Annotated in this window: 17 protein-coding genes and 1 pseudogene; 11 read left to right on the forward strand and 7 right to left on the reverse strand. The window is 63.1% G+C overall.

Going from position 1 to position 22485, the window contains the following annotated elements:
* The first annotated feature begins 98 nt into the window (after positions 1 to 98).
* Together ACLH0H_RS05910 and ACLH0H_RS05915 are read left to right on the forward strand one after the other, a co-directional pair.
* Positions 99 to 2870 carry a response regulator gene (locus ACLH0H_RS05910; protein ID WP_411381325.1) on the forward strand — a complete coding sequence of 924 codons (2772 nt, stop codon included), beginning with the start codon at positions 99 to 101 and terminating at the stop codon, positions 2868 to 2870.
* 270 nt (positions 2871 to 3140) lie between these two features.
* Positions 3141 to 3737 (forward strand): MarC family protein, encoded by a 597-nt coding sequence (locus tag ACLH0H_RS05915; RefSeq protein ID WP_003171467.1) that lies wholly within the window; start codon positions 3141 to 3143, stop codon positions 3735 to 3737.
* On the opposite strand, the gene ACLH0H_RS05920 is transcribed toward ACLH0H_RS05915, so the two are convergent.
* The 5 genes from ACLH0H_RS05920 to cobG form a co-directional block, all read right to left on the reverse strand.
* A complete protein-coding gene (locus ACLH0H_RS05920) occupies positions 3734 to 4513 on the reverse strand; it encodes a hypothetical protein (RefSeq protein WP_411381326.1) in 780 nt (259 codons plus the stop codon). The two genes, ACLH0H_RS05915 and ACLH0H_RS05920, sit on opposite strands and share 4 nt — an antisense overlap.
* 236 nt (positions 4514 to 4749) lie before the next feature.
* Complete coding sequence (gene cobJ, locus ACLH0H_RS05925; RefSeq protein WP_411381327.1) at positions 4750 to 6387, reverse strand: precorrin-3B C(17)-methyltransferase; 1638 nt, start codon at positions 6385 to 6387, stop codon at positions 4750 to 4752.
* Positions 6387 to 7118 (reverse strand): precorrin-2 C(20)-methyltransferase, encoded by a 732-nt coding sequence (locus ACLH0H_RS05930; protein WP_076954511.1) that lies wholly within the window; start codon positions 7116 to 7118, stop codon positions 6387 to 6389. Before ACLH0H_RS05930 ends, cobJ begins: the two co-directional genes overlap by 1 nt.
* Entirely contained in the window at positions 7118 to 7744 is a 627-nt protein-coding gene (locus ACLH0H_RS05935) for a precorrin-8X methylmutase (RefSeq protein ID WP_076954512.1), read from the reverse strand. Before ACLH0H_RS05935 ends, ACLH0H_RS05930 begins: the two co-directional genes overlap by 1 nt.
* Positions 7737 to 9083, reverse strand: coding sequence for a precorrin-3B synthase (cobG, locus tag ACLH0H_RS05940; protein WP_411381328.1), 1347 nt, complete (start codon positions 9081 to 9083; stop codon positions 7737 to 7739). Before cobG ends, ACLH0H_RS05935 begins: the two co-directional genes overlap by 8 nt.
* Before the next feature lie 38 nt (positions 9084 to 9121).
* Here cobG and cbiE point away from each other — a divergent pair, with 38 nt between their 5' ends.
* Both cbiE and ACLH0H_RS05950 read left to right on the forward strand, forming a co-directional pair.
* Entirely contained in the window at positions 9122 to 10327 is a 1206-nt protein-coding gene (cbiE, locus tag ACLH0H_RS05945; protein ID WP_411381329.1) for a precorrin-6y C5,15-methyltransferase (decarboxylating) subunit CbiE, read from the forward strand.
* Positions 10324 to 11055: a cobalt-precorrin-6A reductase gene (locus ACLH0H_RS05950; protein ID WP_411381330.1), complete on the forward strand. Its 732-nt coding sequence runs from the start codon at positions 10324 to 10326 to the stop codon at positions 11053 to 11055. Before cbiE ends, ACLH0H_RS05950 begins: the two co-directional genes overlap by 4 nt.
* A gap of 109 nt (positions 11056 to 11164) precedes the next feature.
* On the opposite strand, the pseudogene ACLH0H_RS05955 reads toward ACLH0H_RS05950, so the two are convergent.
* A pseudogene (locus ACLH0H_RS05955) lies at positions 11165 to 11411 on the reverse strand (DUF6124 family protein).
* A gap of 497 nt (positions 11412 to 11908) precedes the next feature.
* Here ACLH0H_RS05955 and ACLH0H_RS05960 point away from each other — a divergent pair.
* From ACLH0H_RS05960 to ACLH0H_RS05990, 7 genes are all read left to right on the forward strand, one after another.
* Positions 11909 to 12211 (forward strand): type II toxin-antitoxin system RelE/ParE family toxin, encoded by a 303-nt coding sequence (locus ACLH0H_RS05960; protein ID WP_411381331.1) that lies wholly within the window; start codon positions 11909 to 11911, stop codon positions 12209 to 12211.
* A 3-nt stretch (positions 12212 to 12214) separates the two neighbouring features.
* Positions 12215 to 12502, forward strand: a complete 288-nt coding sequence (locus tag ACLH0H_RS05965) for an addiction module antidote protein (RefSeq protein WP_076954520.1) — start codon at positions 12215 to 12217, stop codon at positions 12500 to 12502.
* Positions 12503 to 12598: 96 nt separating this feature from the next.
* The gene (locus ACLH0H_RS05970; protein ID WP_411381332.1) at positions 12599 to 12994 is read left to right on the forward strand and encodes a DUF2946 domain-containing protein; all 396 of its coding nucleotides are present in this window, start codon (positions 12599 to 12601) and stop codon (positions 12992 to 12994) included.
* A 46-nt stretch (positions 12995 to 13040) separates the two neighbouring features.
* Positions 13041 to 13523, forward strand: coding sequence for a copper chaperone PCu(A)C (locus tag ACLH0H_RS05975; RefSeq protein WP_411381333.1), 483 nt, complete (start codon positions 13041 to 13043; stop codon positions 13521 to 13523).
* An 11-nt stretch (positions 13524 to 13534) separates the two neighbouring features.
* The gene (locus ACLH0H_RS05980; RefSeq protein WP_411381334.1) at positions 13535 to 13924 is read left to right on the forward strand and encodes a DUF2946 domain-containing protein; all 390 of its coding nucleotides are present in this window, start codon (positions 13535 to 13537) and stop codon (positions 13922 to 13924) included.
* A 92-nt stretch (positions 13925 to 14016) separates the two neighbouring features.
* On the forward strand, positions 14017 to 16077 hold the full coding sequence (locus tag ACLH0H_RS05985; RefSeq protein ID WP_411381335.1) for a TonB-dependent copper receptor: 2061 nt from the start codon (positions 14017 to 14019) through the stop codon (positions 16075 to 16077).
* Positions 16078 to 16392: 315 nt separating this feature from the next.
* Positions 16393 to 17775: a PepSY-associated TM helix domain-containing protein gene (locus ACLH0H_RS05990; RefSeq protein WP_411381336.1), complete on the forward strand. Its 1383-nt coding sequence runs from the start codon at positions 16393 to 16395 to the stop codon at positions 17773 to 17775.
* Between the two features lie 5 nt (positions 17776 to 17780).
* Here the strand turns inward: ACLH0H_RS05990 and ACLH0H_RS05995 are convergent, their stop codons facing one another.
* Positions 17781 to 22352, reverse strand: a complete 4572-nt coding sequence (locus ACLH0H_RS05995) for a DUF4329 domain-containing protein (protein WP_411381337.1) — start codon at positions 22350 to 22352, stop codon at positions 17781 to 17783.
* Between the last annotated feature and the right edge of the window lie 133 nt (positions 22353 to 22485).

Raw genomic sequence — 22485 nt, forward strand, 5'->3', positions numbered from 1 at the left:
ACTATCCGTTCGGCTAGGCAGGGGCCCGTGGCCCTTGCCGTATGCAGGCCTCCCCGCGCATAGTTAACGCGTGCATCAACCTACGAAGGGATTTCGCCGTGCGCTGGCTCAGGATCGCCATAGGTTTTACTGTCAGCCTGCTGACACTGCTCTGTTTGTTCCCGGCCCAGGCCGCGGCGCAAGGCAGTGGTTGGGCAGTATTGCTTGATGAACAGGCCGACCTGCAACTGAGCGACATCCGTTCCTCGCGCTACACCAATCAATTCAGCCCCATCGAACTGGACCGCATTACCGCCGCGCCGCCGGACGGTGCGTTGTGGGTGCGTTTCAAGCTGCAACCCGGCAAGCACGAACAAGTGCTGCGGGTATTCGCCCCGGATCTGTCGCACCTGAGCCTCTATGTACTGGACGGCGATGCTCTGGTGGAACAACAGAGCACCGGCACGCGCCAACCGCAGGCTGAGCGACCACTGCCCAGCAGTGACTTCATGCTGCCGATGCCCCAGAGCCAGAAGCCGCTCGACGTCTACCTGCGCCTGGTGTCGGAACACGAACTGCGCCCCTACATCACTCTGGAGCCGGCCGTGCTCGCCGCGGCCGACCAGACCCAGACGCTGATTTACGGGCTGCTGTTCGGTTGCCTGCTAATGCTGATCCTGCACAACCTCACACGCTTCGCCTATCACCGCTCGCGCAGCAGCCTGTGGTTGGCGGCCTGCGAAGTGTTGTTGATGCTCAGCCTGGCATTGCTGCTGAACCTGGTGGGCCCATGGTTGCCGAACTGGCACGCGGTCCAGACCCCCGGCGCCTACCTGGCGCTGCTGCTGACCGCGCCGTGCGGGCTGATGTTTGCCTACCGCTTCTTCATGCCCCTGGGCCCGCACCCCTTGAACAAACTGTTGATGGCCGACATTTTGTTCATCGTGTTGTGTGGCTTGCTGCTGTTGTTCGTCAACACCCTGCCCCTGAACATCATCACTTACGTCCTGGTGGCCCTGGCCGGCTTGAGCATGCTGTTTGTCTCGGCCTATCACTGGCAGCGGGGCTACCGCCCGGCCCGCCTGTTCGTGGCGGCGATGGTAGTGTTCAACATCGGTACGCTGATCATCCTGCCCGCGCTGCTGGGTCTGACGATGGTGTCGCCCCAAGGCCTGATCGTGACACTGCTGGCGTTTATCTGCCTCAGCGGCCTGTTGATGAGCCTGGCGTTGGGCGAGCGCCAACGTGCGCTGGTCGAGGCGCGTTTCAGCCTCAGCCGCGACCTGGCGGCGAGCAACGCCGAAATCGCCGCCAAGGCGGAGTTCCTGGCCAAGATCAGCCACGAAATCCGTACTCCCATGAATGGCGTGCTGGGCATGACCGAGCTGCTGCTGGGCACCCCGCTGTCGGTGAAACAGCGCGACTACGTGCAAACCATCCACAGCGCGGGCAATGAGCTGCTTACCCTGATCAACGAGATCCTCGATATTTCCAAGCTGGAATCCGGCCAGATCGAGTTGGATGACGTGCAATTCGATCTCAATGCGCTGATCGAGGACTGCCTGAGCATCTTCCGCGCCAAGGCCGAACAGCAGAACGTCGAACTGATCAGCTTTATCCAGCCCCAGGTACCACGCGTGATCAGCGGCGACCCGACGCGCCTGCGCCAGGCCATGTTGAGCCTGCTGGAGAACGCCCTGCAAAAAACCGACGAAGGCGAAGTGCTGATCGTGGTCGCCCTGGACGATCGCAGCACCCAGCCGCGCCTGCGCATTGCCGTTCAAGACAGTGGCGTGCCGATGGAAGCGGCCGAGCGCGAGGCCCTGCTGCACAGCGAATTGCACAGCAAGAATTTCTTCTCGGCCACCCGTTTGAACGGCCACGTGGGCCTGGTCATCGCCCGCCAGTTGATCCTGTTGATGAACGGCGAGTTCGGGATCAAGAGCGGCAGCCATCAGGGCAGCACCCTGTGGCTGACCCTGCCGCTGGACCCGGAACGCCTGGAGCATCCGACCTCCGACCTCGACGGCCCGCTCAAGGGCGCCCGGGTGCTGGTGGTGGACGACAACGACACCTGCCGCAAAGTCCTGGTGCAGCAGTGCTCGGCCTGGGGCCTCAACGTCAGCGCCGCGCCCTCCGGCAAGGAAGCCCTGGCGCTGCTGCGCACCAAGGCGCACTTGCGTGATTACTTCGACGTGGTGCTGCTGGACCAGAACATGCCCGGCATGACCGGCATGCAATTGGCGGCGAAGATCAAGGAAGACCCGAGCCTGAACCACGACATCCTGCTGATCATGCTCACCGGCATCAGCAATGCGCCGAGCAAGATCATCGCGCGTAACTGCGGGATCAAACGCATCCTCGCCAAGCCCGTGGCCGGTTATACCCTCAAAACCACCCTGGCCGATGAACTGACCCAGCGCAGCAAGGGCAACACAGCGCCTCGCGCGGTGCCCGGTGCACCGGCCGCCATCACCGTTCCCAGCGATTTCCGCATTCTGGTGGCCGAGGACAACAGCATTTCCACCAAAGTGATCCGCGGCATGCTCGGCAAGCTCAACCTCGACCCGGACACCGCCAGCAATGGCGAAGAAGCGCTGGAGGCGATGAAGGCCCAGCGCTACGACCTGGTGTTGATGGACTGCGAAATGCCGATCCTTGATGGCTTTTCGGCGACGCAGCAATTGCGCGCCTGGGAAGTCAGCCACCAGCGCATTCGCACGCCGGTGGTGGCGCTGACTGCGCACATTTTGTCGGAACACAAGGAGCGGGCACGCCAAGCCGGGATGGACGGGCACATGGCCAAGCCGGTGGAGTTGTCGCAGTTGCGTGAACTGGTGGAGTTCTGGGTGGCGCAGCGTCAGCAAAGGCCGGAACACGCCCCCACCTGACTTGGAATGCAGCCCCAATGTGGGAGCGGGCTTGCTCGCGAATGCGGCCTGTAGTGAGCGGGCTTGCCCCGCGCTGGGCTGCGAAGCGGCCCCAATAAAAACACCGCCGACCTCCAGGTAGAACCGAGTCGCCTGGTTTGGGGCGGCTTCGCCACCCAGCGCGGGGCAAGCCCGCTCACTACACACCGCATTCGCGAGCAAGCCCGCTCCCACATTTGATCGCTGTCGCCTGATAGACTCGCGCAGTACTTTCTTGCGCGAGCCACTTCCATGCTCCACGTGTTATTCAGCGTCTACCTGAAAATGCTCGTGCTCTACAGCCCGTTCTTCGTGCTGTCCTGTTTTATCAGCCTCACCCGTGGCTATTCCAGCAAAGAGCGGCGGCGCCTGGCCTGGAAAGTGGCGCTGGCGACGCTGGTGTCGAGCGTGTTGCTCTACCTGTTCGGCCGGGTGATTTTCAGTGTGTTCGGCATCACCGTAGACGCGTTCCGCATCGGCGCCGGCAGCGTGTTGTTTATCTCCGCGCTGGGCATGGCGCAAGGCAAGTCGGCCGTGCAGACCGACAACGTGCAGCAGGACGTGACCATCGTGCCGCTGACCATCCCCCTCACCGTCGGCCCCGGCACCATCGGGGCGCTGTTGGTGATGGGCGTAAGCCAGCCACACTGGGACGACAAACTCACCGCCATCCTCAGTATCGCCCTGGCCAGCCTCACGGTCGGCGTGGTGCTGTACCTGTCCAACCGTATCGAGCGCATCCTCGGCGACCAGGGCTTGCAAATTGTCAGTCGGTTGATGGGGTTGTTCGTGTGCGCCTTGGCCGCGCAAATCATCTTTACCGGCGTACGCGGCTATCTGGTGCCCTAGATCCGGTACTTGGCGATGGCCAGTCGCACCTTGTCACCTGCGCTCTCGCGCATCAGCTGCAGGGTCTTTTCGTTGATCAGCGAAGTGTTCAGCACCAGGCATGTCTGCCCACTGAAAGCTTCGAACGAGGAGCTGTCCCATTCCAGAAATGGCAGCCCGACCTGCTTGCTCACGCTGTGGGTGCTGTAAGTCACCAGCACCATTTTCAATTCGCCCTCCATCTCGGCACAGGACGCCAGGCCGAAATCCGCGCCCTGGTGCACCGTGCTGTTGCGCTTGAACAGCTCGAATGTCGCCGGCGTCTGCTTCAACGCCTCCAATGCATCGGCCGCCAACCTGGGCAGAGCCGCCAGCAGTGGCGCAGACAAGGACGTCGACCCCAGCAGGGCGGCGATGATTCCCAGCACCTGGGACTGCACGGTCAGCCCTTTGCCTGAACGTGTCACCCGCTCGAAGCGGCTGCGCACCGGCAGCCAGCCCAAGCCGGTCATCACCTTGATGAACTCCTCGTACCAACCCTCGGTACCGCGCTGGATGTGCAATACATCGCTGACATAGCTGCTGGCCAGCAGATAGCTCTTGCGGATGTATTCCCGGTTCAGGCCCGACAAGCCATCGGCAATCGAGATCACGCCGTTGTTGACCACCGCCGCGTTGAAGTCGTCTTCGCTGTCCGGCGCGCAAGGCTCACCCGTTCCCGGCGCTCCGGGCAACTTGTAGGCGGCAATCAATTTGCGCCTTTTTGTACTGTTGATCCTTCTGTGATGTCGCTCCATTTTGACTCTCCACAAGCACCCCAACTCGGGGCTTATGTTCACCCTAGTCCACCCGCCGACGGACTTGCCAGACGACAAACATCCCTTGAGGCAACACGGCAAACCGCAGCGCCCAGGGATCACGCGGGGTCGCCGGCACGTGTGCAGAAGTCTTCGCGAAAAAAAGAAAAAGCCCCGGACAACGCCAGGAAATTCCCTGGGTCATTCGGAGCTTTCCGGCGCCTGAAGGGCCGCTTTCAGCCGGCGGGTTTCTCGCCGTACCAGCGCGGCGTGTACACCCACTCACCACCACCGGCACGGGGGAAGGTGCAGGTGGTGGACGAGCCGATCAGCACCATGGTGCGCATGTCCACCTGCTCCGGCGTCAGTTGCCCCAGCGTGGTGACGCGCAGGGTCTGCCCCGGCCGACCGATATCACGGCCCAGCACCACAGGCGTCTCAGGCGTGCGATGCAGCGCGACGATTTCCAGCGCACGCCCCAACTGCCACGGCCGCGAACGCGAGATCGGGTTGTAGAACGCCAGCGCCAGGTCGGCCTGGGACGCCAGGTCCAGGCGCTTTTCGATAATCGACCAGGGCTTGAGGTTGTCCGACAGCGACATCACGCAGAAGTCATGCCCCAGCGGAGCACCGGCCTGGGCCGCTGTAGCCAGGGAGGCCGAGACGCCGGGCAGGATCTGCAGGTCGACCTGATGCCAGGCCGGGTCGCTGGACTCATGCAAGGCCTCGAGCACCGCCGCGGCCATGGCGAACACGCCAGGGTCGCCGGAAGACACCACCACCACCGAACGGCCCTGGGCCGCCAGTTCGAAGGCATGGCGCGCACGCTGCATCTCTTCACGGTTGTCGGTGCAGTGCTGCACCTGATCGTCGCGAAACGGGCCGGCCATGCGTACGTAGGTTTCGTAACCGAGCACGTCGGTGCAACGCGTCAGTTCGGCTTTCACCGCCGGCACCATCAACTCGGCAGCGCCCGGGCCCAGGCCGATCACAGCGAGGCGGCCACGGGCGCGACCGACTTGCGACAGGTCCAAAGGCTGCTCGGCGACGCTGACGACGATATCGGCGTCCTGAGCGAGATCACTGAAACGCAGCGGCACGCCCAGTTCCAACGCGGCTTGATGCAACGACGCTTCGGCCATCTGCGTGTCACTCGCCAGCAGGCAGGCCAGGGATTGCACGGCGATACCCGCGTCATGCAAAGCGCCCCGCACACGTTCCGCCAATTGCGCGCCCGGCTTGCACGCCACGCACACCGTCTTCGGATAGATCAACAATTCGTCGGCCGCAGGTACCCGCTTGACACTGCCCACATGAATGGCCAGGCGCGCCTGCTGATCCTGCGGCAGATTGGCCTGCTCCAGCCACGGCGCCGCGCCTTCGATGCGCACGCTCTCGCCGGCCAGCAAGTCCGAGACAAAACGCTTGCCCAGTTCCAGATCAGCCAACGCGTAACCGGCGGGCGGGTTGAGCAGGCAGGTGCCGAAACGCAACTCGCCACTGGTGGTAATGGCAGCCGCCACGCCCAGCGCAGCGGCGATCTCACGCGCCATCACATTCACGCCGCCCAGGCCGCCGAGCAGCGGCACCACGGCGCTGCCGTCTTCGGCCACGGCGAGCACAGCGGGCTCTTCGCCCTTTTCCAGCAGCAGCGGCGCCAGCGTGCGGATCACAATGCCGGCGGCACACAGCGCAATCAGCGGTGTGCCTTGCTGGTAGAGCTGACGCAGCGTGGCGCCGAACTCGATGTAAGCGTGGTCAGCGCCCTCGACCCGTGCGGCCAAACCGTGGATCGCAGCACCGGGGTACAGCTGCTGGATCTTGCGCGCAGTGGCCAGGCTGCCCTGGCCGAGGATGACAATCGCCGGGCGCATCAACCTTGCCACCGTTCGCCAGGCACGATGATCAGCGAGAAGTACGGCGACGACATCGGCTCCACCTGGTCCAGCGGCACGATCTTCTGGTTGGCCATGGTCGCGCGTTCCACGTACAGCGCACGCTCGGCCAGGCCGAGCTCTTCGAGCACCTGGCGCACTTTCGGGAAATTGCGCCCCAGCTTCATGATTACCGCCGCGTCGGCGTCCGCCAAACGGCGCTTGAGGTCTTCATGGGGCAATACGCCAGAGAGCACCGACAGGCTCTGGTTGCGATACACCAGCGGCGCACCCAGCACCGAGGCGCCGCCGAGCATCGAGCACACGCCGGGGATAACCTGCGCGTCGTAGCGCTCGGCCAAACGGTCATGCAGGTACATATAGGAGCCGTAGAAGAACGGGTCGCCTTCACAGATCACCGCCACATCGCGGCCGGCGTCCAGATGCGCGGCCACGCCAACGCTGGCGGTGTCGTAGAAATCGCTGATCACCTGCTCGTAGGACAGCGGCGCCGGCAACGCCTCGGTGGTCACCGGGTACACCAGCGGCATCAGGGTTTGTTGCGGCACCAGATGATCCTCAATGATGCCGAAGGCGTTGCCCTTCTTACCCTTGGCTACGAAGTACGCCACCACCGGCGATTCGCGCAGCAGGCGCAGGGCCTTGAGGGTGATCAGTTCCGGATCGCCGGGGCCCACGCCCAGGCCGATCAAACGTCCGCGTGGGTGCATCATTCAACCTCCGTGGCCAGGGCATTCACCGCGGCGGCGGCCATCGCGCTGCCGCCCAGGCGGCCCTGCATGATCACGAACGGCACGCCACGGCTGTCGGCGGCGAGCATCGCCTTGGATTCGGCGGCCCCAACGAAACCCACCGGGAAGCCAAGGATCAACGCCGGTTTCGGCGCGCCGGCATCCAGCATTTCGAGCAGGTAAAACAAGGCGGTCGGCGCGTTGCCGATCACTACTACGCTGCCTTCCAGGTGCGGGCGCCACAGCTCCAGCGCGGCGGCGGAACGGGTGTTACCCAGTTGCCGCGCCAGCTCGGGCACGCTGTCGTCGCGCAAGGTGCAGATCACCGGGTTATTGGCCGGCAGGCGCGCACGGGTCACGCCTTCGGAGACCATCCGCGCATCGCACAGAATCGGCGCGCCCGCCGCGAGTGCATCGCGCCCGGCCTTGCCCGCACCTGCGGAAAATTGCAGGCCGTCGATGGCGTCGACCATGCCGCAGGCATGAATCACCCGCACCGCGAGTTTCTCCAAATCAGCCGGGATACGCTCCAACTTGGCTTCCGCGCGAATAATGGCGAAGGAGTTGCGATAGATCTCCTGACCGTCGCGGATGTAATCAATCATCGGTGTTGCTCCGTGGGCGAGCGCGCAGCAGGGCGCCCGTCGCTTCAATAGAAAGGTTGCGCGCGCGCAGCCGGCCGAAACCTGGCTGGGCTGCCTCGCGAAAATAGAGGTCGTAGTGGCCTGGGCTTACGGCCAGCAACGTGACCGGTGCGATGTGCGCGGCGGCGCAGGAGCGTGGGCAGCCGGACAGGTGCACGTCGTGGTCGGTGTGCAGCGCGGCCAGTTGCACCGCATCGGCCTTGGTGTCGGCCAAGGCCTTGGCGCAGCCGCTGGAACCGGTGCAGGCGGTCATGCGCGCCAGCGGCTGGTCGGCGGAGCAGAGGAAGCCCAGTTGCGTCAGGCGGTCGGTCACGACGCAGGGTTTTTCGACATAGGGCAGCAGCACGCCTTGCCAAGGCGTGAAACGCAGGGTGCCATCGCCATAGTCGTCGGCGAGCCGCGCGGCGCCCTTGAGCATCGTCGAATCCAGGCGGCCCAGGGGCGCAACGGCCGCGACATAGAACTGATTCTTTTGCGGCTGTGGATAAGTGCCCATGTGCAGCGAAACGCCACTGGCAGGGCGGTTGAAGCCATTCGCGGACAGCAGCGGCAGGCTCAGGCGGCTCAGCACTTTATCCACCACTAGGTGGCGCATGCGTGTTTGTTCCGGCGTGGCCACGTTGAGAAAGGCTTCCAGCACCGCAGTGACCAGCGCGTGGCCCTGCTCCAATCGAACGGCGCCCAACGGCGCATCCAGGCCCGGGCAACCGGCCAGCCCGAACGCGAGCAGCGTTTCGCCATTGCGCACGAACGCTGAGAGCCACAGGTCATGGTGATGCTCGAGCATCGCCAGGGCCTCACCGCCATCCAATTGCACGGCGAACTTGGCTGACAGCTCATGGAAACGCGGGACGTTCTGCAGCGAGGCCAGGATCTGGTCCGCCAACGGGCGCGTGTCGAACAGCATCTGCTCGTCGATACCGGCGCTGGGGCTGAGCATCAGGTTGCGCACGTCGTCGCCAGCGGCGTTGCTCGGGCCGAGGCCGGCGGCCAGCAGCAGGGCGATCAATGCGTTTTCTTCGGTGCCGATCCCGCGGATCTGCAGATTGGCGCGGTTGGTCGCCTCGATCACCCCGCCGGCATAGGCCTGGGCCGCATCCGCCACCGCGCGGGCCTGGGCGGCGCTGATCGAGCCACCGGCCAATTTGATCCGGCAAATCCCGCCGTCCAACGCCTGGACAATACGCAGCAACCCCGGACAAGCCGAGGGGCGCAAGGTATTCACAGCGGGCGTCTGGTTCACGGGGCTACCGGTTGACGGGTAAAGGCGCGGTATTATGCCTGCTTTGTCCGGCGGCATGAAAAGCCTGCCTGTCGGATGTCGTTCAAGGAATGGTTATGTCGCCCTGGCTGACGGTTGTAGGCATCGGTGAAGACGGCTTCAAGGGGCTGGGCAGGAATGCCCGGCACGCCCTGTTGCGCGCTACGCGGATTATAGGTGCTCAGCGCCAGTTGGACTTGCTGCCGGTGTGTATTCGGGGCGAGCGTGAGCGGTGGCCGAGCCCGTTTTCACTGGCGCCGGCGCTGGCAAGGCGCGGTACGCCGGTGTGTGTACTGGCCAGCGGCGATCCGATGTTCTATGGCGTGGGCGCCAGCCTGGCGCGTCAGATCGCGGCCGATGAGTTGCTGATTCTGCCGGCACCGTCGTCGGTATCCCTGGCCGCGGCGCGGTTGGGCTGGCCGTTGCAGGACGTGGTGACGCTCTCCGTGGTGGCACGGCCGTTGGCGGCGTTGAACGCACATCTGGCCAGTGGCGTAAGGATGTTGGTGTTGAGTAACGACGGTCGCAGTCCTGGGTTGATTGCCGCGTTGTTGGCTGACTCCGGGTTTGGACCCAGCCGGTTGAGCGTGTTTGAACACCTGGGCGGCGCGGACGAGCGGCGTCTCGACGGTCTGGCTGCGGATTGGCAGCACGCTCGGGTCGCCGACCTGAATCTGGTGGCCATCGATTGTCTGGCGTCTATCGACACGCCACGCCTCTCGCGCCTGGCCGGCCTGCCGGACTCGGCATTCAAGCACGACGGCCAGCTGACCAAACGCGACGTGCGCGCCATGACCCTCGCCCGCCTTGCGCCGATGCCCGGCGAGCTACTGTGGGACGTAGGCGCGGGCAGCGGTTCCATCGGTATCGAGTGGATGCGGGCGCATCCGAGTTGCCGCGCGCTGGCGATTGAAGCCGACTCTGGCCGCCAGGGCCTGATCGAACACAACCGCGACGTTCTTGGCGTGCCCGGCCTGCAATTGATTCGCGGTAAGGCCCCCGATGCGTTGCAAGGCCTGGAAGCACCGGACGCCATCTTCATCGGCGGCGGCGTCACCCGCGACGGCGTGCTCGACACCTGCTGGCAGCACCTGCGCCCCGGCGGCCGACTGGTCGCCAACGCCGTGACCCTGCAAAGCGAAATGACCCTGATGAACTGGCGCGCGCAGCATGGCGGCGAACTGACCCGCATTCATGTGGCCCAGGCGCAGCCATTGGGGGAGTTTGATACCTGGCGCCAGGCGCTGCCGATCACCTTGCTGGAGGTGGTCAAGCCGCTATGAAAAGAATTCTCCTGCTGGGCGGCGTGACCGAAGCGTTGGCCATCGCCCGAACCTTGGGGCCGGAGCATATCTATAGCTTGGCCGGAGTGGGCCGCGTACCTACCGATCTCGCCTGCCAAGTGCGTGTCGGCGGTTATGGTGGCGCCGAAGGATTGGCGCAGTTTGTTCGCGATGAGCGGATCAGTTTGATCCTCGACGCGACCCACCCGTATGCGGCGCAGATCAGCCAGAACGCGGCCCAGGCTGCGCAGCTATGCGGTGTGCCGTGCTGGGCACTGCGCCGCCCGGCTTGGCAACCGCAGGCGGGGGATGATTGGCGTGAAGTGGATGATTGGGCCTCGTTGATTGAAGCGTTGAAACCCTTCAAGCGCCCCCTCTTCACCCTGGGCCGCGAGCCGTTGCAGCATCTCGACGAAATCCCCGCCGATCAATTCTGGACGCTACGGGCACTGGATGTTTATCCGGGGAACGCGCGCTGTGAAGTGATCGGCGCGCGTGGGCCGTTTCTGATCGAGGACGAACGTGCGCTGTTTGAACGGCGGCAGATTGATGTGCTGATCAGCAAGAACAGCGGCAGCACCGCCACCGAGCCGAAGCTGGAAGTGGCGCGGGAACGTGGGGTGCCGGTGTTAGTGTTGAAGCGGCCGATGTTGGTTGCGGTGGATCGAGAATTCACCAGCGTAGCTGCGGTGCTACAGGCAATCACCGCTCCCTCTAGACACCACTGACTCCATGTGGGAGCGGGCTTGCTCGCGAAGGCGGTGTATCAGTTAACACATGCGCCGACTGACACACCGCCTTCGCGAGCAAGCCCGCTCCCACATTTGGACTGTGTTATCAGGCCGCCGTTATCGCGGGTCCGAAACCCTTGTGCACACGATCAGCCAGCAACTGTGCCAGCTCAATCAACTGCGCAACGCCGAGCAATTCCTCTCGTTTCGGGCCTTCCAAATAACGCCAGGTCACAACTCAGCGCATTGGCCGAGGCGAGTGTTTCGCTGAGATTGACCAGCAGGTCTTCGGTGCTGATGCCATCGACCACGTGGAAAAGCCGAATGGGGGGATTGGGGGTGGGTTTTATCATTGTGGATTCCTTAATCTAAGTGGAGCTGCCAACTAATCGCCGCGATGCGATGAGGGGTGGCAGCTGTGCGCAGGTTCGCGGACCGGAGATTAAGGAAGCCGGCATACCCGAAGGTATCCCGCGCACAGCCACCATAGCGCCCACAGTAGACGATAAAAAAGCGTCAACTGAAAGGAGGCAGTACTTAATCAATACGAGCCGCGACGCCCGACCGCTGAGTTTGCAGCGGTGTACGGAGACTAGAGATTGAGCGTCCTAGGGACAACCTCAAAGACTTGTCGGAAATTTCTATTTATACGGATAACCAGTCCTATCAGGCTTCACCACCAAAAGCCGAATCCCCCTACAAACACTTCCGAACAAGCTGGCTGGCTCAGCCAAAAGCCCCCGCCCTAACCTCCCTCTCGCGGTTTTGCTCCGGCGCCCGCGATGCGGATGCACTGCTTTTGCAGCGCGTCACAACTTGCCAACATGTATCCCAAGGAATACGATCCGAGATGATTCACTTCAAGAGATCTGATGAGTTTCAGGAGTGGCTTTATTCGCTACGCAGTAAACCCGCCCATGGACGCGTGCTGACAAGATTGGATAACGCAGGAATGGGCAATTTTGGAGACTGCGAAAACGTCGGAAATGGCGTATCCGAAATGCGCATCCACCATGGCCCTGGATACCGGGTGTACTTCAAGCGTATAGGTGAAGTGGTTTACCTACTGTTGATAGGTGGCGATAAATCAACGCAAAAACGCGACATCGAGCGCGCCAAAGAAATTGCCGATGAATTTGAAAAAAAGGAGTGACCCATGACTCAATTTAAAGATTTCGACATAGCCGAGCATCTGACGACCCCTGAGGACATGGCGGAGTATCTCGAAGCTTCTTTCGAAGAAGACTCCGGTGACGGATTGCTGATTCGCTCAGCGCTCAACAATATCGCCCGCGCCCAAGGCATGACCCAAATAGCCCGCGACGCCGGCCTCGGACGAGAAAGTCTGTACAAAGCCCTCTCCAGCACTGGCAATCCCGAGTTCGCGACTATCATGAAAGTCATGAAAGCTCTGGGCCTCAAGCTTCACGCCACGGCGGTCTGACCCACTGCGACACCAAACCACACCGCCCTTTTTTACTTATCCCCCCCGATCAGGCTAAATACCCGCCTGATCGTTTAACCCTACGGATTGTCCGCCATGGCCCGTCAACGCTTTGCAATTGCCTGGATCGCCTGCCTTGCAGTGCTGTTCAACGCCTTTGCCATGCCGCTGGCCGGTGCGATGCAGCAGGCCGATGACCCGGTCAAGCGCTTGATGTGGGGCAGTTTCTGTTCCTCCAACGGCGCCAGCCTCAAGGCGATCGCCCTGGGCAAGCTGGAGATTCCGGCGCCGCCGCAGGACGATCACTCCGCCATGCAGCATTGCTGGTGTTGCTCCGGCTCACCGTCGCTGGTGGCGTTGCCGGGGCATGTACCGCAGTTGCATGTCACGCGGTTCGCGGCGGCGCAGAGCCTGCCGCCAACCCAGCTGCAAAACCCTACCCCGCGCCAGCAATGGCCGAGCCTCAACCCCCGCGCCTCTCCGACGGCCTGATTACTTCGCAAGTAAACTGCGTTTAGACCCGTTCTGGAGAACTGCCATGCTCAAATCTTCCCTGCTTCTGGCGGCGTTGCTGCTGCCGGTGTTCAGTGCCGCCAATGCCGAAGACTACAAGGCCGGCGACTTGCTGGTCAGCGATCCCTGGTCCCAGGAATTGCCGCCCAACGCACCCACCGTCGCGGCGTATTTCGTGATTCATAACACCGGTGCCACCCCGGACCGCCTGCTCAGCGCCGACACGCCGCTGGCGGAAAAAGCGCAGCTGCATGAGCACGTGATGCAAGGCGACCTGATGAAGATGCAGCAAGTGCCCAGTGTCGCGGTACCGGCCAAGGGCGAATTGACCTTCGCGCCGATGGCTTACCACGTGATGCTACTGGGTATCAAAGACCGCGGCCTGTTGGCCGACGGCAAGCAATTCCCGCTGACCCTGACCTTTGAAAAAGCCGGCAAGGTCGAGGTGCAAGTGTCGGTACAAAAGATGCCGCCGATGGCCGCCCACGCGCATAAGCACGCCCAGTAGGCGGTTACTCGATGGGCGCCCCACGCGCCAGGTTCTCTCCACATTCGCGCGTAAGACGCGGCAGTTGGATCAGCCTGTTCGCCATGCTGATGATCTTTATCGGTCCGCTGATCTCCCAGGCGATGCCGATGGACCATCACGCCGGTATGTCGATGAGCATGCCGATGGACCATGGCGATGCTCATCACCAAAAAGCGCCTGACGAACACCACGCCCTCTGGTCCAAGTGCGGCTATTGCGATCTGCTTTACAGCTGCCCAGCCCTGCCTGGCGGTATTCCAACGCTCACCCTGGGCAGTCCGCCGCCGGCCAACACCCTCACCCCCGCCACGCGCCTGGGCCATGCGCAACAGAGCATCTTCCCCGGCGCCCGCAGTCGCGCGCCGCCCAGCGTCTCGTAAGCACTGACACCGTTACTTCACCCCGGCCGACTTTAGACAGACAGCCGCAGGCTGCTGGCCGTGTTGTTTACGATTGATAAATGGAAGTTGTCATGTCCAGGTTTTCTGCTGACACCCGTTTGGGATGTACCCCTGTGCTCGCCGTTTTATGCGGCGTACTCCTGGCGCCACAGGCCAGGGCCGACGCGCATGAACTGAGCCCCACCGTGATCACCGCGATCGCCCCCAGCTCACCGCTGACCGTGGTCACCAACCCCAAGGACCCGCGCCAGCCGGTGCCCGCCAGCGATGGCGGCGACTACCTCAAGACCATCCCCGGCTTTGCCCTGGTGCGCAATGGCGGCACCAATGGCGACCCGGTGCTGCGCGGCATGTTCGGCTCGCGCCTGAATATCCTCACCAATGGCAGCATGATGCTCGGTGCCTGCCCCGGTCGGATGGATGCGCCCACCTCGTATATCTCCCCGGAAACCTACGACCAGCTCACCGTGATCAAAGGCCCGCAAACCGTGCTCTGGGGCCCTGGCGCCTCGGCCGGCACCGTCCTGTTCGAGCGCAAGCCGGAGCAGTTCGGCGAACTGGGTACACGGCTCAATGCCAGTGTGCTGGCCGGCTCCAACGGACGCTTCGACAAGGTCATCGATGCCGCTGCCGGTGGGCCGCTGGGCTACGTGCGGGTGATCGGTAACCAGGCGCATGCAGACGATTACAAGGACGGCAATAACGACACCGTCGCCTCGCGCTATGACAAGTGGAATGGCGATGTGGCCGTGGGTTTCACCCCTGACCCCGACACCTTGCTGGAACTCACCGCCGGCCGAGGCGACGGCGAAGCGCGCTACGCCGGGCGCGGCATGGACGGCTCGCAGTTCCTGCGCGAAAGCCTGGGGCTGCGCTTTGAAAAATCCAACCTCGGCGAGGTGCTGGACAAGGTCGAGGCCCAGGTCTACTACAACTACGCCGACCATGTGATGGACAACTACAGCCTGCGCACCCCCTCGGGCACCGGCATGATGGCGGGGCCCATGGCCTCCAACGTCGACCGCCGCACCCTGGGCGCGCGGATCAAGGCCACCTGGCGCTGGGCCGATGTGCAACTGATCGGCGGCCTGGATGCGCAGACCAACGAGCACCGCGCCCGCAGCAGCATGGGCATCGACACCTACAAGGATCTGCCGCGCACCAAGGACGCCGACTTTCACAACTACGGCGTATTCGGCGAGCTCACCTGGTATGCCGCCGAGCGCGAACGCCTGATCAGCGGCGCGCGCCTGGACCGCGCCTCGGCCAAGGATTATCGGCAGACCACTGGCTCCGGCATGAGCACCCGCGCCAACCCCACCGCCGACGACACCCGCGCCGACACCTTGCCGTCGGGCTTCGTACGCTATGAACACGACCTGGCAGGCAGCCCCACTACGCTCTACGCCGGCCTGGGCCATTCGGAACGTTTCCCGGATTACTGGGAATTGTTCTCCCCCAACACCGGCGCGACCGGTTCAGTGAATGCCTTCGACGGCGTCAAGCCAGAGAAAACCACCCAACTCGACGTTGGGGCGCAATACAAAGCCGAAGACCTTGAAGCCTGGGCCTCGGGTTATATCGGCCGGGTGCAGGACTTCATCCTGTTCGACTACCGGCCCGGCATGATGGGCACCACCTCCCAGGCCCGCAACGTCGACGCCCGCATCATGGGTGGCGAACTGGGCGCGGCGTACAAGCTGACACGCCACTGGAAAGCCGACGCCAGCCTTGCCTATGCCTGGGGCAAGAACAGCAGTGACGGCAAGGCCCTGCCGCAAATGCCACCGCTGGACGCGCGCCTCGGCCTCACCTACAGCGAAGATGACTGGAGCGCCGGCGCCCTGTGGCGGGTGGTCGCCGCACAACACCGCATCGACCCGAACAAGGGCAATGTGGTCGGCAAGGACTACGACAAGAGCGGCGGCTTTGGGGTGTTCTCGCTGAACGCGGCCTATCGAATCAATAAAAACTTCAAGGTCAGTACCGGTGTCGACAATCTGTTCGGCAAGGCATACGCCGAGCACTTGAACCTGGCCGGCAACGCCGGCTTCGGCTACCCGGCCAGCGACCCGCAGGCGATCAAGGAGCCTGGGCGAACCCTCTGGACCAAAGTGGACATGAGCTTCTAAAGCTTCGCGAGCAAGCCCGCTCCCCCAGGGAAATGCATTCCAACTGTGGGAGCTGGCTTGCCTGCGATAGCCATAGGTATCTACACATTTTTGTAGTGAGCGGGCTTGTCCCGCGCTGGGCTGCGAAGCGGCCCCAAACCAGGCGGATAGGGTTTGTCTGAAACTGCGCGGTGTCTTTATTGGGGCGGCTTCGCCACCCAGCGCGGGACAAGCCCGCTCACTACAGGAATTGTCAGTCTCTGAAAGTTGTGTAGATACCTATGCTGCGATAGCGGTGTAACGAACACAAAAAATCAAAGCCTTGCGGAGCCCCAAATGAGCACCCAAAAAATCTCTTTCTACAACCTGGCCTGGCGCTGGCACTTCTACGCCGGCCTCTTCGTCGCGCCTTTCATGGTGCTGCTGGCGCTTACCGGAATCATCTACCTGTTCAAACCCCAGCTCGACACGCTCATGTACGCTGACCTGCTCACCGTGCCCGCCGCCGAGCACGCCTTGAGCGCCGACGAGCAACTGCAACGCGCCCAGGCCGCTTACCCCCACGGCGCGATCAGCAAATACCTGCCCCCCGCCGACGCTACCCACAGCGCGCAATTCGTGATGCAAAACGGCGGCCGCGAAGTGACGGTGTTCGTCGACCCGTATCGCGGCACCGTACTCGGTGAACAGGACGCCAAATACAACCTGCAAGCCATCGCCCGCGCGCTGCACGGCGAACTGATGATCGGCACCGTCGGCGACCGCCTGGTGGAGCTGGCCGCCGGCTGGGGCGTGATGCTGGTGATCTCGGGCCTGTACCTGTGGTGGCCGCGCGGCAAGTCTTCGGCGGGTGTGCTGTGGCCACGCCTGAACAGCCGTGGCCGAGTGTTCTGGCGCGACATGCACGCAGTCACCGGTTTCTGGGGCGCGTCACTGCTGCTGGTGATGCTGCTCAGCGGCATGACCTGGACCGGCTTCTGGGGCAAGCAATACGCCGATCTGTGGAACACTTTCCCGGCAGCGATGTGGAACAACGTGCCGCAGTCAGACCAGCAAGCGCGAGTGCTCAACACCGCGACGCAACAAACCGTGCCCTGGGCCATGGAAAATACACCGATGCCGATGTCCGGCGACCATGCCGAGCATATGAACCATGGCGCTATGCACTCAGCTCCGGCCGCGCCCACGGTGCGCCTGCAGCAAGTCGTCGACCTTGCCACCGCGCGCAATGTCGAGCCTGGCTACAGCATCACCTTCCCCACCAGCGCCCAAGGCGTGTTCACGGTTGCGGTGTTCGCCGACGATCCGCGCAATGACGCTACCCTGCATGTGGACCAGTACACCGGCAAGGTCCTGGCCGACGTACGCTGGGAACACTACAACCTCGTCGCACGCGCCACCGAAAGCGGCGTGATGCTGCACGAGGGCAAGATGTTCGGCTGGGTCAACCAGCTGATCGTGCTGGTGATCTGCCTGATGATCCTGCTCAGCGCGGTCAGTGGCGTGGTGATCTGGTGGAAGCGCCGGCCACAGGGCGGCCTGGGGGTGCCGCCGCTGCGCCATGACTTGCCCAAGTGGAAATCCGCGATGGTGATCATGCTGGGGCTGGCGGTCCTCTTCCCGTTGGTTGGCGCCTCGCTGATTTTGATGTGGGTGCTGGATCGCCTGGTCTTGGCGCGTCTTTTCAATCGGGATGAGACCGCCTCGGGTTCTGCATAGAGGCGTTAAAGCTCATCCCTTACGGGCCTTTGAGTGGATGTATCCGGCATTTTCAGATCGGGGGTAAGGCGGGTACGCGCGGTCCAGAACTCGCCACGACGGATCACGCGCAATTCGCCGATGCGCGTCAGCTCCGAGATCACTCTGGACGGCGCCGGGGCGAACGAGGTATAGCCGCCGCTCTCCGACCATTTGCCAGTGGTGGCGAGCAGGTTGTATTCGTCGCGGCTGAAGCTTGGGGTATACGCAAGCAAGGCGCCGTCGCGGGCGGTCAGGTAAAAGCCGCTGATGTGCAGCCCCTGTTGCTTCAAGGTGTGCAGGTAAAAGCCCAGTTCGCGCCACGACACAAAGTTGACTTGGTACGAACGCTCTGCGCCCAACTGCGGCTGATCCAACCCGGCATGAAAAATCAAATGTGCGGCGCTGACCCGATAAGCCAGCGTCCATTGCGGTTGCATGCCTACCAGCGCTGCCGGAAACAGGCGCGCCGCGGTGGCGGAAGGAAACCCCTCGTCCGCCTCTGCCAGCATCGGGAGGTAGTGGTCGCTGCCGCCGATGCTCTCCAACAGCGCACTGATCGCCTGCTGGCCTTCGAAGCGCCCGACGCGATGGTGCACATACTCTGCCGCATCGTCCAGGTGCGCATGGATCGGCCCCAGCGCACGGGTATTTTCGCCGGCGGGCGGCACGCCCCGCGAGCGCCCCGGCTGCCACTGCGCGGTCACCACGCCGACGCCCGGCCAATTGTCGCTGGGCACCAGAATACGCAGGTCGCCAGCGGCGGCAATGCGCCGAATATAAGCGCGTGGCGTCAGCGAGCGAAGCCTCAACATGATCTGGTCGTTCTGCCGGAACAGAATCCCGTTGCGCACCGTGAACTTCAGCAACGCGCCGTCGGCACATGACAAGTACAGGGGTAACGCCGCCCGCTTGGCCGTGGCACTGACCTGGTAAGTGGCGGCCTGAAGCGTCACGGGCGAGATCAGCCCACGGTAGATCTCGTCGCCACTGATAAAAAGCCCGCCTGGGTGAAAATCTTCGGTGTACGCCCCACAGATGTACATCCCACTCAATTCATAGCGGTGCGGGTATCCGGCATCCGAGAACACACGACGATGGGCCAGGCCCGAACCATCATCGGTGACCGGCAGCGTGGCGACGAACTGCTCCTTGCCCATGGCTTGCAACACATAGCCAAACTGCAACCCATTGCGCGCGCCAGCCATTTCATGCGCATAACGCGCCGCGTCATCCACACTGGCGTGCACCGGGCTACACACCGGGTCCTGGCGGGCGTGCACGTAGTTGCCGGCGCCACGGGCCGGTGCGGCAAAAGCGCTCCAGACACCGACCGGGCCGGCTTCGCCCCACAGTGCACTGCTCTGCACCACCTGCAATTCGAAGGTCCGGGCCACACGATTGACATACTCGCTGGGCGTCAGCTGCCCGCTGCGAATCCGTTGTTCCAGCGCCCCGCGCAACCAACTATGAGGGTTGTGCGGACGGGCGATCAGGTCAGCCTCGGTGATTTCCGGGTATTTCAGTTCGGGTCGCGAGCGCAAGCGAATCACCGCGCCCTCCGGCGCCAGCAGATAGTGGTAGCGCCGTACCGGATCGCCCAGCAGGGCCTGGGACAGCACGCGCGTGGAAAACATATTGCTGTATACCGCCGACTCATTAGGCGACAGCACGAACGGCCAGTGCCTTGCAGGCCGTGAGTGATAGCTGGCGACCACCACCGTGCGCGGCGGGTACAGCCCGCGAGTGGCCAGTTCATCGGGAAAGATCCATTTGACGTCGAACACTTCGTCAAGCAGCCGCGCCGGCTCCGTGGCGACAAACCAGCCGTCATCACGCCGCAGAATAAGACCGCCGAAGGCCTGGTCCAGGTTAAGGGCAACACGTCGGCGCACATAACGGGCGGCATCGTCCATGGTTAAAAACGTCGGGCTCAGTCGCCGCCGCAGCAGGTTCGCATAGGGGTTCCATAGCGCCTCCACAGGGCCCGAACGCGCCCAGCAGTGGCTCGTGCGGATCACCCGCAAACTGCCCGACGTCGCGATGTGTCGCACCACCTTCACCGGGTCTGTGGTGCCTATATCGAGCTTGGCCTGCAGTGTCGTCGCATCGTCGCCGTCGTTGAGCGTTTCGAACAACGCGCTCGTCGACGGCGACTGGTACCACAACAGCGCGCCGTCAGGTGGCGCGATATAAATCGGCGCGCCAACCGACGACCTGTAGGCGTTGGCCCGTGCCTGAGCGATCGCTTCGCTCAGGTCCTTGAGCGCAATAAAAAACCGTCGCAGCCAGTGCGTCGCGCCATTGCCCGCCAACGGCCGAGCGTAATACAAGGCATGACAGCCAAAGCCATCCGGCAGCTGCGTGCCATACAGGCTGGCAAGCGACAGCAGGGCCGCCTTGCGATTGACCGGGATCAGTTGACTGGCGACATACTCCTCGCGTGTTTCATGTTTGAGAATGAAGCCAAAGTAGACATCGACATAATGCTCGCCGTGGTTGTGCAGTTCACAGCGCGACACATCGTCGGCGGCAGCATCGGCGCTGTGCAGAACCGGACCGTGGCCGACCGACTCCGGCCGCTGAAACTCCAGCACGCGCTCGCCAGGCCCCCAATCGAGTTCAACGAAACCGGGCGGCCCCCACAGCGCGTTGCCGTCAACAATGCGCAACGTGCCGCATTCGGCCAGGGTCCTGACTATATCGGCGACGGTTCGAATGCCCTCTGCAAGGCTTCTGGCAATCGCGCTGTCGGTGCCCTTCGCATCGGCCTGCCACAACTGCCGCCACTCGGCTGAGGTGGTGGAAGGCGCCAGGGCAATCAAGCTGTCGTCGGCGCCGGAAAGATAGCCCGCACACTCGGCAGCCAGCAGGTCGGCGACATCAAGGTCGTGGAACGTCTGCCCGTAGAGTTCTACATCGGCACGCGTCCATTTGTAGCGGGCAGTAGGGGCCGTATCGCTCAGGGACAATGCCCGTCGCGAGCCATAAAGCCCATGCAGGCGATGCCCAGGGGTGAGGATGATGGGTTTTTTCTGGCGATCCAGCGGGTACAGCTCGGCAAACGCAAACGCAAATGGCCTCGGCCCGGTGGCCACGGGGGCGGTGATCACGAAATACCCGTCGCGGCGCTTCAGGATCAGCCCACCCATTTCCTGCTCGCGCAGCGGGCCGATTTGCTGATGGGCGTAACGGGCGGCGTCGTCGGCCGTTAAAAACGCCGCGCTCAAGGATGGCAAGGTTACCTTCGAATACGGCAACCACGTCTCATCGACGACCCCGGGCCGGTCCCACAGTGCGCTGGTTTTTTCTACGCTCAACTCGCCGGCCTTGGCCACCAGCCCGACAAAGCCGCGCGTCAACAACGAGCCGTTGTGCAGTGTGGCCTGGATGCCGTTGTCGCCAACCGTGCCGTCCTCGTACTCGATAAGCAGCTGCGACTCCAGCGCCGAGCCGGAAAACCGGTAGCGCAGGACGGCTTCGTCGCGCAGACGGATGTACAGCGAAACGTCCGCCTCCGGGGCCAAGGCATAATGCCGGAACCGTGCAATGTGCCGCGCCAGTTCCAGAGGGCTGACAAACAGTTGGTAGAGCCAGGCCTCAAGGTCCGGATAGTGACCAGGCAGCGGCCTTGAGTGGAAGTAAATGCCATGCAGGCGAGTGCCCTCGGGCAGCGTCGGCAGGGGTTCAAAGCTTGCGCTCTGTGGCTCGGGCTCGGCGGCCAGGTACTGCGAGTGCCCGTCGCGCTGCAGGATGAGCACCTGTTGTGCAAGGGTCGGCGCGCGCTGGATTTGCGTCCAGGCATAAGACAGGGCCTGATGCCGGTCGCCGAAGACCGGGCCGCAGGCCAACGGAAGGGGCGCGGCGACGAAAGCTTTGGTCGGTTGCCAGTCGACGGGAACATCACCCACCGAATCGCCCCACGAAGGGCTGGACATCACGAAGCGCAATTGCCCCACCTCGGCCAGTTTCTTGAAGAACCCTTTTACGGTGCCGTCATAGGCATGGGGCGAACTGAAAGGCCCATTGTTGTGCAACCACAGCGCGTAATTGAGTTCGTCCTTGGAGTAGCTGAACCGATAGCGCAGCAACGCGCCGTCCGGGCCGGACAGGTAAGCCATGGGCGTAGTGGCACTCATCCCATGGTTGGCCGCGATGTCTATGGCAGAGAAAAAACTGGTAAATGCCTTGACCTCCGTCGCCGACCATTTGGGGTTACGCTGCTGGATCTCGGCCGACACGTCGGGGTGTGAGTGCAAGCTCGCGACAATCTTGTAGCCCTGCGGATGCAGGAACTGATTGTTCGCCGCACGCTCCAGCACCTGGTCGAAACTGAATGATGTCCGCTGGCCGGCAATCGGCTCGCTGGCTACGTACAACTGGTCCGACAAGCGCTGAAAAATGACGCTGCCATATTCGAGATCGCTGCGGCTGCCGATTCTTGCGTGCAGGTAGCGGGCCGCGTCATCCGGGCTGATAAATGCCGGCGTGATTGTGCCCAGCCGCCTATGGCCGGGCAGGCGTGCGGCGCGTGGCGTACGGGGGAGGAAGTCGTCCATGAAGGCTCCTTGAACAAAGCGAAAAGTGTTCGATCATCCTGATCGCTCGCATGCGCCGTAGGCGTTACATATTGCAGAGCCGGCGCGAACCAGCGCAGTGCCGCCCCGCACCACGTTTGGTATCACGCGCCTG

The sequence above is a fragment of the Pseudomonas sp. MPB26 genome (assembly GCF_046605355.1).
In the GTDB taxonomy this organism is placed as follows: Bacteria; Pseudomonadota; Gammaproteobacteria; order Pseudomonadales; family Pseudomonadaceae; genus Aquipseudomonas; species Aquipseudomonas cedrina.

Bases quoted from the DNA above. Each gene is read 5' to 3' on its own strand.
- ACLH0H_RS05915 (WP_003171467.1), top strand. From the start codon at position 3,141: ATGCTCCACGTGTTATTCAGCGTCTACCTGAAAATGCTCGTGCTCTAC.
- ACLH0H_RS05920 (WP_411381326.1), bottom strand. From the start codon at position 4,513: ATGGAGCGACATCACAGAAGGATCAACAGTACAAAAAGGCGCAAATTG.
- cobJ (WP_411381327.1), bottom strand. From the start codon at position 6,387: ATGCGCCCGGCGATTGTCATCCTCGGCCAGGGCAGCCTGGCCACTGCG.
- ACLH0H_RS05930 (WP_076954511.1), bottom strand. From the start codon at position 7,118: ATGCACCCACGCGGACGTTTGATCGGCCTGGGCGTGGGCCCCGGCGAT.
- ACLH0H_RS05935 (WP_076954512.1), bottom strand. From the start codon at position 7,744: ATGATTGATTACATCCGCGACGGTCAGGAGATCTATCGCAACTCCTTC.
- cobG (WP_411381328.1), bottom strand. From the start codon at position 9,083: ATGCCGCCGGACAAAGCAGGCATAATACCGCGCCTTTACCCGTCAACC.
- cbiE (WP_411381329.1), top strand. From the start codon at position 9,122: ATGTCGCCCTGGCTGACGGTTGTAGGCATCGGTGAAGACGGCTTCAAG.
- ACLH0H_RS05950 (WP_411381330.1), top strand. From the start codon at position 10,324: ATGAAAAGAATTCTCCTGCTGGGCGGCGTGACCGAAGCGTTGGCCATC.
- ACLH0H_RS05960 (WP_411381331.1), top strand. From the start codon at position 11,909: ATGATTCACTTCAAGAGATCTGATGAGTTTCAGGAGTGGCTTTATTCG.
- ACLH0H_RS05965 (WP_076954520.1), top strand. From the start codon at position 12,215: ATGACTCAATTTAAAGATTTCGACATAGCCGAGCATCTGACGACCCCT.
- ACLH0H_RS05970 (WP_411381332.1), top strand. From the start codon at position 12,599: ATGGCCCGTCAACGCTTTGCAATTGCCTGGATCGCCTGCCTTGCAGTG.
- ACLH0H_RS05975 (WP_411381333.1), top strand. From the start codon at position 13,041: ATGCTCAAATCTTCCCTGCTTCTGGCGGCGTTGCTGCTGCCGGTGTTC.
- ACLH0H_RS05980 (WP_411381334.1), top strand. From the start codon at position 13,535: ATGGGCGCCCCACGCGCCAGGTTCTCTCCACATTCGCGCGTAAGACGC.
- ACLH0H_RS05985 (WP_411381335.1), top strand. From the start codon at position 14,017: ATGTCCAGGTTTTCTGCTGACACCCGTTTGGGATGTACCCCTGTGCTC.
- ACLH0H_RS05990 (WP_411381336.1), top strand. From the start codon at position 16,393: ATGAGCACCCAAAAAATCTCTTTCTACAACCTGGCCTGGCGCTGGCAC.
- ACLH0H_RS05995 (WP_411381337.1), bottom strand. From the start codon at position 22,352: ATGGACGACTTCCTCCCCCGTACGCCACGCGCCGCACGCCTGCCCGGC.